11 protein-coding genes are annotated in these 14,865 nt (G+C 54.5%); all 11 read right to left on the bottom strand.

Features of this window, described 5'->3' with window-relative positions; translation table 11 throughout:
- Window positions 1-169 precede the first annotated feature (169 nt).
- The 11 genes from ACTHRH_RS23610 to ACTHRH_RS23560 all read right to left on the bottom strand — a co-directional run bounded on the left by ACTHRH_RS23610 (window position 170) and on the right by ACTHRH_RS23560 (window position 14,234).
- On the bottom strand, window positions 170-1,138 hold the full coding sequence (locus ACTHRH_RS23610) for a helix-turn-helix transcriptional regulator (protein WP_144937892.1): 969 nt from the start codon (window positions 1,136-1,138) through the stop codon (window positions 170-172).
- A gap of 221 nt (window positions 1,139-1,359) precedes the next feature.
- Window positions 1,360-2,229, bottom strand: coding sequence for an SDR family oxidoreductase (locus ACTHRH_RS23605; RefSeq protein ID WP_440417905.1), 870 nt, complete (start codon window positions 2,227-2,229; stop codon window positions 1,360-1,362).
- 228 nt (window positions 2,230-2,457) lie between these two features.
- On the bottom strand, window positions 2,458-4,080 hold the full coding sequence (locus ACTHRH_RS23600; protein WP_440417903.1) for a response regulator transcription factor: 1,623 nt from the start codon (window positions 4,078-4,080) through the stop codon (window positions 2,458-2,460).
- Window positions 4,077-5,888: a cache domain-containing sensor histidine kinase gene (locus tag ACTHRH_RS23595; RefSeq protein WP_440417901.1), complete on the bottom strand. Its 1,812-nt coding sequence runs from the start codon at window positions 5,886-5,888 to the stop codon at window positions 4,077-4,079. The genes ACTHRH_RS23600 and ACTHRH_RS23595 overlap by 4 nt, the downstream gene beginning before the upstream one ends.
- Before the next feature lie 21 nt (window positions 5,889-5,909).
- A complete protein-coding gene (locus ACTHRH_RS23590) occupies window positions 5,910-7,244 on the bottom strand; it encodes an ABC transporter substrate-binding protein (RefSeq protein WP_440417899.1) in 1,335 nt (444 codons plus the stop codon).
- Window positions 7,245-7,632: 388 nt separating this feature from the next.
- Entirely contained in the window at window positions 7,633-8,493 is an 861-nt protein-coding gene (locus tag ACTHRH_RS23585) for a carbohydrate ABC transporter permease (protein WP_379286754.1), read from the bottom strand.
- 11 nt (window positions 8,494-8,504) lie between these two features.
- On the bottom strand, window positions 8,505-9,455 hold the full coding sequence (locus ACTHRH_RS23580; RefSeq protein WP_440417897.1) for a carbohydrate ABC transporter permease: 951 nt from the start codon (window positions 9,453-9,455) through the stop codon (window positions 8,505-8,507).
- 13 nt (window positions 9,456-9,468) lie between these two features.
- On the bottom strand, window positions 9,469-10,818 hold the full coding sequence (locus ACTHRH_RS23575; RefSeq protein ID WP_440417895.1) for an ABC transporter substrate-binding protein: 1,350 nt from the start codon (window positions 10,816-10,818) through the stop codon (window positions 9,469-9,471).
- Window positions 10,819-11,017: 199 nt separating this feature from the next.
- Window positions 11,018-12,232: an MFS transporter gene (locus ACTHRH_RS23570; RefSeq protein ID WP_379286760.1), complete on the bottom strand. Its 1,215-nt coding sequence runs from the start codon at window positions 12,230-12,232 to the stop codon at window positions 11,018-11,020.
- Between the two features lie 55 nt (window positions 12,233-12,287).
- Window positions 12,288-13,409 carry a Gfo/Idh/MocA family protein gene (locus ACTHRH_RS23565; RefSeq protein WP_379286762.1) on the bottom strand — a complete coding sequence of 374 codons (1,122 nt, stop codon included), beginning with the start codon at window positions 13,407-13,409 and terminating at the stop codon, window positions 12,288-12,290.
- A 27-nt stretch (window positions 13,410-13,436) separates the two neighbouring features.
- On the bottom strand, window positions 13,437-14,234 hold the full coding sequence (locus ACTHRH_RS23560; RefSeq protein ID WP_144937907.1) for a sugar phosphate isomerase/epimerase family protein: 798 nt from the start codon (window positions 14,232-14,234) through the stop codon (window positions 13,437-13,439).
- Between the last annotated feature and the right edge of the window lie 631 nt (window positions 14,235-14,865).

Genomic DNA, 14,865 nt, shown 5'->3' with positions numbered 1-14,865 from the left:
AACGGGAAGGCTTATCCCGCTCCGGTCATTTCACTGCATACGCAGCCTTTGAAAAGGGACCACTACGGTCGTCCTGCCGGATACGCCTTCCTTGGATGCAAATTCCTGCCTTATTCGTTCATTGCTTCGGGTCACCCCAACCTTTAATCAGGGATTGCCCCGGGCAGCATCACGATTCCTCCGTATTCTCCTCACTATATAACAACACAATGCCCTGTGCTTGAGACAGCAGGCTGTCACGAAGCTCAGCCGGCTCCAACACCTTCACAAGAGGCCCATATGCGAGCAATATTTCGCAAGCAGAATCCAGCGTATGGAATTCTACCTTCGCCTCGATCCAGCCGTTAACCTCGGGTCCGGTATGCAGCAGCTTCATATAGCGCTGGCGGGAAGCACGTGACAGCGCCTGGGCGCTGAGCCTTAGCCGAGTCGGATATTGAGGCAACCGTTCCCGGAATTGTCGTGTGGATTGCTCCCACCAGGCGGCCAAATCGAACGAATCGGGGCGTTCGAAGAACTCTTCCAGCATCCGGGCGCTCTTCATGCGGGAGACCCGGTAGGTTCGCAGCTCCCCTTCCACTGCTGCGACGAGATACCATATGCTGCTCTTGGCCACCAAGCCTAGCGGTTCAACCGTCCGCTCCACCGCATCCTCCTCACGCTGATATTCGAAGTACAGCTTCTTTTCCTGCCAAACCGCTTCTTGAACGGTTGGCAATGCCGCCAGGGATTCATCCGACGGATGCCAACCGGCGCCATCCACATGAATGCGCCGACGAACGAGCTCCGCATCCTCGCGAAGCCGTACAGGGAAAGAAGCCAACAGCTTCTGAAAGGCGTCCTCGAACACGCTGCCGAGTCCCAAATCCCGGAGCAGCGAGGAAGAGTGGGCCAAGAGCAGCGACTGCATTTCTTCGGTCTTCATCCCGGTCAGTTGAGTCCGGTATCCTTCGGACAAAGCCCACCCTCCGTTGGCCCCCCGCTCGGCAAACACCGGAATTCCGGCTGTGCTCAAGGCCTCCATATCCCGATGGATGGTGCGCTCGGATACCTCCAATCTGTCCGCCAGCTCCTTGGTAGTCAGCCGTCCATAATTCTGGAGCAAAAGTAAAATAGATATTAACCGGTCCGCTCTCATGCTTTCGCCCCCCTCCTGCGATCGGTTCTCCCCCGCTGGTCAGCCGAAGGAACATAATTTTAGAGTTTTCAAACTAACGTTTCTTAATGAAGACCGCACCAAGATCAGACCTCAAGCGCTGGTACTTCAAGATACTTGGTGATGCTGCGGCACTCCGCGATACCGCGACACTTCGAGACAAATGTGGACCGACAAGCGTTAAAATGATTCTTCCGCAGCCCCTAGAAGCCTTGCTCGGCGGCATAATTCCCCCAATGCGGCCGGCTGCCGTCCCGGTCGGTAAATCCGTATTCATCCGAGAGCGCCCAGGTACTCAATGCCTGTCCGGATTTAAGCGCCACTTCCGGATCGGAAGCCAGCGCCGCCACTGCCCGGCCTATGTAAGCCGGAGTTTCGGACATGAGAAAATGAGGATCGATCTGACCGGCTTCCCTCCAGTTGTCCTCGGTCACGCCAAAATGATCCAGCATGGCCTCCGAACGCAGGAAGCCCGGAGTCAGCGCCAATGCCGTAACGTTGTACGGCTTAAGCTCCGCCGCCATCGCTTGGGCAAGATGGATGACCGAGATTTTGGCCAAGCTGTAATACAGATTCCCCCGATAACGGTAATCCGTGCCGTCCGTTATTTCTATAATCAGTCCCTGCCGTCTCTCAATCATCAGCGGCGCGCCATAGTAGCTGGTAATCATGTGGGAATGTACGGCCCGCCGCTGCATAAGCAGGCCGTTATCCAGCGAATGCTCCCAGAACGAGGTGTTCCATTCGGATAGCGGGTCTCCGCCCCACACATCATTGACCAGAATATCGAGACGACCCGATTGTTCTCTTCGGACCCGCTCGAATAAAGCTTTCACCTCTTCCTCCACCGAATGATCCACACGAACGGGAATTCCTGTCCCGCCGCTGGCCGTCACTCTGTCGGCTGTTTCCTCGATCGTCTCCGCCCGATTCATATCGGATAAACTTCCCCGGACACTCCGGCCCGTGCAGTACACCGTTGCTCCGGCTTCCCCGAGCGCGACTGCTATTCCGCGTCCCGATCCGCGGGTCGCACCGGCCACCACGGCCACTTTTCCCTGTAATGGCTTCATTTCTATTATCGCTCCTTCTCCGGCAAGAGTGCAAAGTGCGGTGATTCACCGAACCTTTCAATTTTCGCTGCCTTATCCAAGAGTAACAGACTTATATGACATCTAATGTCATATTAATTTATATTTCTCTTACGGAATATACATGGAGCCGATATTGGCCTAGAACCTGTCCATAGAGGTCCCCGTTAGCCGGATCGATGGAGCAATTTCGCTGTCGGATGCGAAGCCTTATCTGGCGGAAGCCAATTCCCGGTAATCGGTCGGTGTCAGGCCGGTGTGGGCCTTGAAAATGGCGGAAAAATACTTATATTCCTTATAGCCCACCTGATCGGCGATTTCATAGACCCGGTCCGTGCTTTCGAGCAGCAGCTCCTTCGCCCTCTTAATTCTCTGCTCATTCAGAAACTCGGAGAAATTTTTCCCCGTATGCTGCTTAAACAGCATGCTGAAATAGTTCGGCGTAATTTGCAGCCAGCCGGCGACATCCGCCGCCCGCAGATCGCTTCCGCTATTTTGAATGATATAGGATTTGGCCTGTTCCATAATCCGCCAGGCTTTTCCCGGGCAAGGAGGCACCGCTGCGGATGCGAGCGCAAGCAATTGCTCGATAAATATCGTTTCAATCGAAGCATAGGAATTATAGACATGCGGGTCAAGCCGGGCCAACGGATATCCGGCCGCTTCCCCCCCGATCCGAAGCCCGCTCTCCCTAAGCTTGCGGCAGACCATCAGACGAAGCTCGTCGCAAACCTGAACCGCTTCGTCCAGCAGCATCCTCCGAGCTCTGCAGCCGTTCAGAAGCTCCCGCACCGCCACAGCGACTTCATACTCTGCTTCCTTCAGTATGGACCGGGCCACCCGCTCCTCCCATTGACTCATCTCGTCACTTAAACACGGAACGGATCGGGGAGGCGTTCGTATTTCGTGTCCGTATTCGAACACGATGTGTTCTGCCTCTATCGCTCTGCGTCGAAGAGCCTGCACGGCCTCCATCCCGTGCCGACGAAAGCAAGCCGGGTCACTGAACGCGCCGGACACCCCAAAAGCGAGTCGGCCGGGCCCTTCCCAACGTTCGGACGTCTCGCTCAGAAGCCTCTCAAGCATATCGAATTGCGCGTTCGTACAGCTCGCACCCGGAGCGGAATCAATGCAGCTCGCAGAGGCGCCCGCAGCCATCGTAACGAGCAGGTTCGGATGGTGGAAAATAGATAGCGGATACCAGCACCCAGCTTGCAGTGCCGCTTCCACGGCCGCTTTCCAACGCATCCGCATCTGCTTGCTCTCCGCTTCCGAGAGGTGCTGCCGCCAACAGGCATAATCATCCAACTGGCTGACTATCACCCGGCAGTCTGTTGGGGCTTCACTCTCCCATAGCAACGCGGCCGGAGGACAGGCTCTATCGATTCCCTGCATCTGATCGTTAAGCCAGCCCAGCCATTCCTCCCTCTCCTTCCGGTGCTTTCGTTCTCGATCTGTAGCCAATTGACCGGTAATTTTCGCGACCAGTCCGAGCAATTCATCAATATCGACCGGCTTGAGCAGATAGTCCTCGATTCCCAAACGGACAGCCTGCCGGGCATATTCGAATTGTTCATAACCGCTGATCAAGATCACTCTAATATGAGGATAACGGCTTTTTAGTGTTCCCGCCAGCTCCAATCCGTCCATTCCCTCCATAGAGATATCCGTCAGCACCAGATCGAGAGGCCGCACGGCAGCGATGCGCAGCGCTTCCTCTCCGTCATAGGCCTCGCCTACGACATCGATCCCAAGCGTTTCCCATGGAATGGTATGTCTCAGTCCGCTGCAAATGACCGGTTCGTCGTCCACAATCAACATTTTGAAAGTCATGGTCCGATTCCCGCCTTTCCCGGTTGGTCTTTGCGATGCAGCAATCGGACAGCCTGCTCCGAATTGTACAGCAGAGGAAGCCGGAGACTGACTCTGGCTCCCCCGCCCGGCGGCTCTCCGATCTCGAATCCCACACTCTCTCCGAACACGATTCTCAATCGCTCCATAATATTATGCAGCGCCAGTCCCTGCGCGGGCTGACTGCCCGCTCCCATCAGGAAGCCGGCCAGCTCCGGGGCAAAACCGCTGCCGTTATCGAGCACGTCGATCCGCAGCCCGCCTCCCGATTCGTAGCAGCGGACGGCAATGACCCCCTGCTTCCTGCGGGCCAGCCCGTGCTTCAAGCTGTTCTCCACAAGCGGTTGGATAATTTGGGTCAGCATGACGCAATGATTTACCCTTGCATCCGCCAGCACAGTGAAGCTCAGCCCGTCGCCCAGTCTTCTCTTCTGCAGCTCGAGATACGAGCGGACGAATTCCAGTTCATCCTGCAGCGTCGTCCACATCCGGTCCTTCCTCAAGCTGTTGCGGAAGAAACGGGACAGAGCTTCAATAAGCTGACTGGTCTGCCCGGCCTGCTCCAGCCTGGCCGTCCAGCGGATCATATCCAGCGTGTTATACAAAAAATGAGGATCGATCTGACTTTGCAGCAGCTTCAACTCCGATTCGCGCTGGCGAATCTCCAGTACATACTTCGTGTCGATCAGTCTGCGGATCGTTCGGACCATCCTGTTGAACTGCCTGCCGAGGCTGCCGATCTCGTCCCCGGAACGGATGGCGACCCGCGCCTGAAAGTCTCCCCCCTCCAGCCGCATCGTCTGTTTCTTCAGCTCGAGGATCGGACGGATTATCGTCCAGTGAAAGCCGAACAACGCGGCCAGTCCCAATAGGACCATGACGCCAAGGATCAGCAGAATCGAAGCCTTGATGCCTTGGGCGTGGCTCTCGATCCGTGCCCTGTCGATCAAGGCGATCAATTGCCAGCCCGTTGCTCCGACCTCGCGGATGATTTGCAGATAGCTGCCGGCATTCGGCCCCTTGCCGGAATAGAAGCTTGCTTCGGTGCGGTCCAGCCACGGATTAGATGAGCCGATGACGCGTTTATCATCGTGAAGGACCACCGTACCGTCGCCACGGACAATAAAGATATGGCCGTACTGCTTGCCCATCCCGGTTTCGAGCAGTGCCGACACTGCCCCTTCATCCATTCTTACGGTGACCAGGCCGATCGGGCGCTCGGGATCGTCATACGAGTTGATGACGCGAAACATCGAAAGGACACGTTTGCTCTCGTTCCAGCCGCTGTAGATGAGGTAGGAATCGCTCCAGACGGCTTCTCCCCGCTTGCTGCGGGCTTTCTCCCGCCAATCGGTTTCGTCGCTTAAGACCGGCTCGCCAAAGTCGACCCGGCCTCCTCCGATTCCTTCAATTGAAATCGATTTAATATAGCCTTTGGACATTAATTGAAAGGTGGCGAAGCCCATAATGCTGTCCTGTATGCGGTCATTCTCTTCGGGAGAAATCTGATCCGGCGGGCTCATCATGAACGTTCGGAAATCGCGGCTGTACGTCATATAGTCGGACATATCCTCGACGGCTTTCATCTTGTCCGTCAAATTCATGACGATTACATCGAGATTCCGCTCTGTGGAAGCCATGAATTGCTCACGCAATATACCGCTCAGCTGCTGGAGAACAACCTGCCCGAGCCATAGAGTTGGCAGCGTAACGAATACGGCAAACAGGATGTAAGACTTCCACTTCAAACTCAATCGCGCCAGCCAACGGCTCCGCTTTCGTTTCCGCATGCGGCTTCTCCTTCTTTCCGCTCAATCTGCTGCCCGGTTATCATTCAGCCATTGATCCATGACCCTCTGCATTTCTTGGGCGGCCTCCTCCGGTGCTGCCTGCCCTTTAACAATGGCGACAAGCCCGGTCTCAACCGCGTCCTTCACCGACAGCGGAACGACGCTGTCCAGAATCGGGGCCGTCCCGTTGCCGGTCAGCCCGATGATTTCCCGCAAGGAAGGGTCGGCGTCTTCGGGGATTTCCAGCCTGGCCGGCACAAGAATATTTTCCATTAACAAGGACCGGTAGAAGGATTCATCATAAAAAAATTTAAGAAACCGGAATGCGGCTTCCTTCTTCGCCGGATCGAGCCGGCTGTTGACGGCAATGCCCATCTGAATATTGCCGGCGCTTCGGGCCGGGTCGCCTCTGCCTTCAGCGAACCTCGGAAACAGGGCGACGCCTACCTGGGGGCCGTTCGGATTATCGATTCTGAGCTTGGCATTGTAAGAGCTGTTGGAAATGACCATAGCCACCTCCCCTTGCAGGAACCGCTCCAGCACCTGAATCGCATCGATGGAATTCATATCTTCATTCCAAACTTCCATCTCGGCTAATTCGCCGATAACCGACAGTACACGAACGAACCCGGACTCCGTGAACGCCCTCTCTCCGCTGGCCACCCCCTGCAGGAAACTGGGGCCGTTGATCCGGTCCGTAATGATAGAGACATAAGCCGAAGACATCGGCCACTTATCTTTATTGCCGAGCCCGATGGGCGTGATGCCCAGCTCCTTCAAGCGGACCAGCATCTCCTTGAACTCCCCGTAGCTGTCCGGGAATTCCTTATATCCGGCCTTTAACAGATAGCTTTTATTATAGTAGATAATATCGTCGAAATTCTGGATGGCGGGCAGCGCATACGTCTGCCCATGAACCGTGAAGCCCTGCAGCGCTTCGGGAGGGAGCAGCCCCTCCCATTCACCGATGATGTCGTCAATCGGCATCAGGAGCCCGCTGTCGACCAACCGAATCAGCCTGGAGCCCGGCCAGACCACGCTTAAATCGGGCAGCTTCCTCCCCGCGCTATGGGTGCCTAGCTTAATTTTATACTGCGCGGAGGCGATCGCCTCCTCAACGATGCGGATATCCGGATTCTCGCGCTCAAATTGACGAAGCCTTTCCATATATACGGTGCTGACCTTGCTCGGTCCGGACCAATTGTGCATGAAGGTGAGCACCGTCGGCTCGGGCGGTCCGGCGGCCGAATCGGGAGCCCTGTTCCGCGGCCATGCCGTAGCACACGCCGTCAAGCCCATGAGAAGCGTTAAACCGATGGCCGCGCAAAACAAACGTTTCATCCGGCTTCTGGTCATAACTTCCTCCCCCCGCAAACTTAGAAAGCGCTGTCATTTCTGGTGGGAATCATCGGCTAACATTGGTTTGTCTGCCCCTTTTATTTTCATTATAAGTCGGAGATGTCCGTTTGAGTATCCTTGCGAATTAAAATAATATCCGAAAAACCTACACTTCCTGCCAAAGGAGAGCCTCTGACAAACAAACGTCCGCAAACCGTATGAACCGATGATCTTGGCTTTCTAATCGGACAGGATTGACCCGGGGGAGGATAACCGGAATCGGAGCCAATCCTGACCATCCTCCATCCTTACGGGTAGGGACGATATGTGCAGTGAACGGGCTTGCTTGCAGGCTAAAGGATGATGGGGACGAACTGAACGGCTGAACATCCTGGCAAGGAACAGGCTATCCCTTGGTTCCGCTGATGACGATGCCGCGGATGAAGTACTTCTGGGTGAAGAAGAACAGCACGAGCGGAGGTGCGACAGCGACGACCGACGCAGCCATCAGCAGATTCCAGGGAGTTCCCCCGAAGGCGGCGGTAAATCCGGCCAACCCGAGAGACAGCGGGAACTTCTCCGGCGAGTTGATATAAATGAGCGGCCCGATCAAGTCATTCCAGCGATACATGAAGTCCAGGATGGCGGCCGTGGCCAGCGCCGGCATGGACAAGGGCAGTATAATCCGGAAATAGACCGTCCAATAGCCGCCTCCATCGATCTTCACCGCCTCGTCCAAATCTTTGGACAATCCGAGAAAAAACTGCCGCATCAGGAAGATCAGGAAAGCCCCACCGCCGATAGCCGGAATAATCAGCGGGTAGTACGTATCAATCAGCCCCAGCTTGTTGAAGACGAGATATTGCGGAATCATCGTCACCTGGGGCGGCAGCATCATCGTGCTCAGCACGATGGCGAACAGAATGCCGCTGCCCTTGGCCCTAAGTCTCGCAAAGCCGAAGGCGACCAGCGAGGAGGCGGCGACATGGATCGAAATCGATACGGCGCTGTACCATACCGTATTCCATAAATATTTGCCCATCGGTGCGATGGTAAAAATGTCCTTGTAATTTTCCCAGCGGATATCGAAAAAAAGCAGGGAAGGCGGCATCGTATACACATCCGGCAGATGCTTCAACGATGTGATGATCATCCAGTAGACCGGGAAGACGAAAAGCACGGCTCCCGCCAGCAGCAGCACATAAGTGACGATTTTTTGCAGCGGATTCAGCTCTCCGTGCCCGTATATTTTTCTAAAGCGCAGCATAACTCCTCCCCCTATCGGTTATCACCGTATTCATAATGGACGAACCTTCTGGAGAGCCACAGCGACAGCATCGTCAGCACGAAAATGATGATGAACAAAATCCACGCCTGCGCCGAGGCGTATCCCATCCGGTACTGCCCGAAGGCCGTATCGTACAGATACAGCACGTAAAAATAGGAATTCCAGTCCGGCCCTCCCTTGGTAATGACGAATGCCTGCGTGAATACCTGGAACGAGTTGATGATTCCGATAATGGAATTGAACAAAATAACAGGTGAAATCAAGGGAACGGTGATGCTGAAAAATTTGCGCACGCTTCCGGCGCCGTCTATATCGGCAGCTTCGTACAGCTCCGAAGGAAGCGATTGCAGGCTGGCCAAGAAAATGACGATCGTCGAGCCGAGCGAGGTCAAATGCATGAGCACCATGGACGGAACGACCGTCTTGGAATCGTTGAACCATCCCGGGCCCTGAATGCCGAACACATCATGCAGCACGTTATTGACAATCCCGAAATCGGGATTCAACAGCCAGGACCAGAGGAAGGCGACGGAAACGCCGGAAACGATGGACGGCGCGTAATAAATCGTGCGAAACAGCGCTGTCCCCTTCACCTTGCGGTTCAGCAGGACCGCCAGCAGCAAGGAGCACAGAATGGAAAAAGGAACATTCAGCAAAGCGTAATACGCAGTGACGCGGAGCGACTTATAGAACAGGCTGTCCTGGAACAGCTTGATGTAATTGCCCAAGCCGATAAAGTTAGGCGCAAGAACGACATTGTAATCGGTGAAGCTGAGCAGCAGGGAGGCGATGAAAGGCCCCCCCGTAAAGCATACGAATCCGATAAGCCACGGAGATATGAACAGCCAGAACGCTCTCTGCTCCCGGATTCTTTCCATATTCCGCTTCCTCCCCGGAGGCATCCGCTCCGGAGCGTGGGCGGAAATTTCCATCTCATTCATATTCGCTCACCTGCTATTTGCCAGATTTCAGATTCCGCAAGTTTTTGTCGATTTCCTCCAATGCTTGCTGAACCGTTTTGTTGCCGTTGTAGACACCGTCCATCGTTTGCTTGATCATGTTACTAACAGGGGAAAACTCTCTTATGAGATGGCCGGCATCCTCCCTTCCGTATTTCAGCGAGCCCTCATTGACTTGCTTCAGCTGCTCCGGCGTCATTTCCGTAACTTTGGCCATCTGCTCATACCACCGGTCCAGAAGCTCCGAATGAACCGGAGTCGCTCCCGAATTTTCGGCAAACTCTTTGGCCGCCCCGTTGGAATCGATCAGAAATTTCACGAACTCCCAGGCTTCGTCCGGATGCTTGCTGTTCTTATAAATATTCCACGGGTCCACATAGTTGGGAACCTGACGGCCCTCGGCATAAGGGACAGCGGCCACTCCCCAGCGGAATTTCACGCCCTGCGTGAAGTTTTGGAAGCCCCAGCCGCCTTTGAGCACCATGGCCACCTTGCCGGTCATGAACGGATCGCCAAGCTGCGAGACGGCATCGAGTTCGCCTTGCGAAGGAGAAATTTTATGCTCGAAGATCATATCCGCATTAAATTGCAGCGCCTCCAAATTCCTCGGATTGGTAAGGACCGCCGGCTCACTCACTTCGCCCTTGACATAATCCTCTTCCTTGAAGAAATCTCCGCCCCACTGCCACACCCGCGTATGATTATGCAGGTCGTAATAGAAGCCGAATTGCTTATCGCTCGATTTGCCCGTATCCTTCGTCAACTGTTTGGCGACCTCGACGAACCGGTCCCAGGTCCAGCTTTGATCATCCCAGTCGGTCGTCGGGTACGGAATGCCCTCTTTATCGAACAAATCCTTGTTGTAGAACAGGAAAAATCCGTAATGCAGCATCGGAACCCCGTATATTTTGCCTTCTATCTTGTATACATCCAGCAGCCGGGGGTCGATCCCTTCGACCGCTTGCGGATCTTTCTCGATATACGGGGTCAGATCCATCAGCAGATCCATCCCTTTCCATGTCGCAAATCCTCCGCCCCAGTTCGCGGACCAAACATCCGGCATCGTGTTGCTGGCGACCATCGTCGGCAGCTTCTGCGGCACATCCGTCTGGGTCAAGGTCATCAATTTCACTTTAATGTGCGGGTGCTCCGCTTCGAACGTCTTGACCGTATTTTCATACCATGCCTGCTTATAGGGATTCGATACGACCAACCAGGTAATCTCGACCTGCTCTTGTCCTCCTTGGCCTCCTTCCGCACCGGTACCGCTTCCTCCTCCGCAGCCGGTCAGCGCTGCCAGCAGCAGGAACAACACGAGGCAGGCCGGGACAATTTTTTTTCGCATAAGCTTTCCTCCTTTACTGAATCGGGTTGGATTCTTTCATCGGGCCGGGCTCAGACCCTTGAAAATATTTAAATTTCGGGACATATTTAGTCCTTTAAGGACTTTTGACGTCCCATATACTCCGGGCAAATCCATGACGGATTTGCCTTCCTTCACCATCACAATCTTTGAATATGGCAGATTCTTCGAAATCGCTTGCCTATACAGCCGCGCTGTGCGTACCGCTCGTTCGCGCCTCCGCCTTGCGGATCATGCGCCACAGCCAGACAAAACCGGCTGCTCCGAGCAAGGAAACGACCGCACTGATCGTATACATCGGAGCGGGTCCCAGATTCTGAAACATCCATCCTCCGATAAATCCGGCCAGTATGCCCGAAATGCCTCCCCAGGTAAGGGCAAATGCCGCCTGCCCGGTCGCGCGATACTCGCTTGGAATAAGATGGGCCGTCAGGCTCGTTCCGACGTAATAGTAGCCGCCGAACGTAATGCAGTGAAGCACCTGGATCCATATAATTTGCCAGGGCCCGGCCGCAACCGCCATGAGCAGCCACCGTAAAGCGAACAGCAGGCTGACCGCTGCCAGACAGGCGACCATCGTATTCGTCTTTTTCTTGAGGAAGCGGTCAAACAGCAGAAAAACCGGAATTTCGAAAATAGCGGAGAAGAAGGCCGACCAGCCAATTAGCGTTTCGGAGCCGCCCAAATCCGAAATATAGATGGAGACGAAGGTCGAATTCATCGAATTCGGCACGGAAATGAGCACTCCCAGCAGGACAAATATCGTAAAGTGGGGATTGATAAACACTTTCCCGTACCCGCGCCCGTCGAATTTGGTCGGAACTTCGGCGACCTGTCCCCGCGGCAGTCCGATCGTAAAGGCCAGTGTGATCAGCAGCATCACACTGTAAATGATCCACAGCCGGTCAATTCCTGTCCTCTCGATTACCGGCCCGACCGCGACCGCCAACAAAGCCCAGCCGAGCGAGCCCCATAACCGGAAGGTGCCGAATTTGTACCGCGTCCCTTCGATCGTATTCAAGATCAGACTATTGCTCTGTGAGAACAGCGGCGTCTGGAAGAAAAAGAACACGATCATGACCAGATATATGACTCCAAACGATGTCGTATGGAACACCGCCTGCACGGCCAACAGATTCCCCAGCAGCAGGATGACGATGACGCGCCGAAGATTTTGGAAGCGGTCGCTTAAGTACCCCCACATCGGGTTGGCAATGATCGAGACGAACGGTCCGCCTGCCATCAGCATGCCGATTTCCATCCGGCTCAATCCCGCTTTCATGAAATAGAAGGGAAAAAAGGCGAACAGCACCGCAATCGAGCCATATACGAAAAAGTTATAGATCTTCAACTGAACCAGCGAGCGAGCGCTTGCCGGCTGGACCGTATCCGTCATAAGCTACCCCTCTCTTTCCGCCGAATTCCTGAGGAGAGAAGCGCCGTTCCCATCCTTATACGGGAATGGACAGGGAAACGGAACGCTCGGCTACCTCCTCGGCTGTTACTTCGCGGCCAAGCGAATCCGACAAATAAATCCCTTCGCTGATCAGCATCGTCTGAAGCGCAATATCTGCGGTGGGCAGCAGCTTGACCCTGCCCTGCAGCGCAGCGATCCAATGGTGCTGGGACGAGTCGTAGGCGTCTTCATTCTCCCTCAGCCGGTGCCAGCGGAGATCCATCATGTTCAAATCGACGGTGCTGTCGAGGTCGATGTCGCATCGGGTTGTGTAATACGAGAACTTCTGGTCCCCCGGACCGTAGGCGGGCAGCCGGATTCCTCCCTTGGAGCCGACCACGGAGCCCCCCTCGAATCCGCCCAGATGAACCGACCACGCTTCGATAATATCCATCGTCACGCCGCCGGCAAAGCGGACGAAGCCCAGTCCCAATTCCTCGACATCGAAGCCGCTGGCCGCTTTCCTGTGAGCGTCCATGTCCATCTCCTGGTAGGTCTTGCCGGATATTCGCTCGACCTTGGGCAGATCCAGCAGATACAGCATCTGAGCAATATGATAGACGCCCATATCGAAGATGGCTCCGCCTCCTGCCGTTTCCTTGCGGGTGAAATAGGCGGTTCCGAAGCCGTCCACGAACGGCCGGTTTCTTCGGCGGAATCCGGTCGCCCGGGCATGGTACAGCGATCCGAGCTCTCCTCCGTCGATTAACGCCTTCGCCGCTTTGGTCTCCTTGCGGTACAGCGTACCCAACTGGATATGCAGCATCTTTCCCAGTTCCTGCGCCCGGTCCACCATCCGCTTGCCGTCGAAGTAGGAGCCCGCAATCGGCTTCTCGCAGTAGACATGCTTGCCTGCCTCCATGGCAGCGATGGACACGGGAGCGTGGTAATTGTTATGGAGACATACATCCACCGCATCGAGATCGTCCCGCTCCAGCATTTTCCTGTAGTCGGTATATACGTGCGGCACGCCGTATTTGTCAGCCACCGATTTCGCTTCGGCTTCGTTAATGTCACAAACGGCAACGACCTCCGCTCCCGCCAGCTTCGAATAATTTTCCATATGATTCTTGCCGATGAGTCCGACACCGATAACCCCTATCCGAATCGTCTTCATGCCCTATTCCTCCGTTTCTTTAAAACCTCACTCCGCCTCGCTCGCGGCCAATACCCTCTTGACCGAAGCCAGCAGCCACTCGACTTCCCCATATTGGTTGTTGGGCGCGTTGTACTCGACCGCCCAATATCCGTCATACCCGGCCGCTCTAAGCATCCGGACCTTCTCCACCGCTTCCGGGCCCGTCACCGTATGGGCGGAGAAATGCGTATGAACCGTCCAGCGGGCCACCATGGCATCCCCCTGCTCCACATCCTCTCGCCACCTGCCGATATGCAGCAAAATTCCGTAGCTCGGATGATCGACCGCCTCGGCTATTCTCGCCATCGTGCCCGGCACGAGCGAGGGGCCCATATGGTTCTCGGGACCGATCAGGAATCCGTTATCCTTCGCAAACTCGCAGTACTCGCGGAACCGGTTGACGATATATTCGAACTGCTCTTCGGTGATCTCCGTCGTTTCGTAGATACCCGTATCTATCCGGACCGTCTGTGCCCCTAGCGCGGCCGACATCTTCAGATGATCCAGCGCGTTCTTGTGCAGCGCTTCCCTTTCCACCGGATCGGGGTCCCAAATATGCGCTTTATCGATGGCAAAATTAGCTAGGATTAGCTCCCTTTCATCGAGCGCTTGCCGAATTTTCCGTATGTAATCCTCGTCAGGCACCCTGCAAAGCTCGCCCGTACCATCCGCAAAAAAACCGTTCCACAAATCGACGGCATCCAAGCCGTAACGGTATTTGACCGTTTCCAGATAGCCGAATACATCCATCGTTCCTGCCCGGAAAGAATTACAGAACGAATAGCCTCCAACTGACAATTTCATGATAGTGCACCTCTCTTTCTTCCATTCCTGCACTTGTAAATTAAAGTTGAACAAGCCTTGGCCTACCTTTTCCCGTTGATCATTTTCCGTCGAGCAGCAGCTAAATGGGCAACATTGCCTTTCCTCGTCGACACCTCCCAGTTTTTGGATTATTGCCTTGGTTTGATTATAACCGCTTACAAGCCTCTCTCCTATCCCGGAAATCCACAAAATTATCTGATTTTTTAAGCACAATAGAAAATGCGGACAGCTCAGGTCCAAACTGCCTGGAGGCACATTGGTAAGGGAGACGCGGATGGCTTGAAACTACGCAATCGTCATGGGCGTGGCGTCTAAATGGATATAGTCCGGCTATTTTGCTCCTATGAGGTTAAGAAAGAAAACTTACTGGAAAACCCCCAGTTATTTACTGTGAAAAGAGCTATATCACTGCAAGTCACCCATTTTAAAAGGCAGTCTGCAGCTAGAATTTCCATTTAGACCCCCATGCCTCTGGCCGCGGCACCATCAGATGGTGAAAATGGATGTATTTTCAAGATAGAATAGAGTTGAACTGCTTCAATAGTGTGAAATTTGAAAACTAACTGGATTTCATACAGTTAGTTTTCTATATTCGGAAGAAATATGGAAA

The organism is Paenibacillus sp. SAFN-117 (assembly GCF_051966115.1).
GTDB classification, from domain to species: Bacteria; Bacillota; Bacilli; order Paenibacillales; family NBRC-103111; genus Paenibacillus_L; species Paenibacillus_L residui.
Note: the sequence above shows the minus strand (reverse complement) of the source record. Positions and strands in the feature narration are given on the sequence as shown.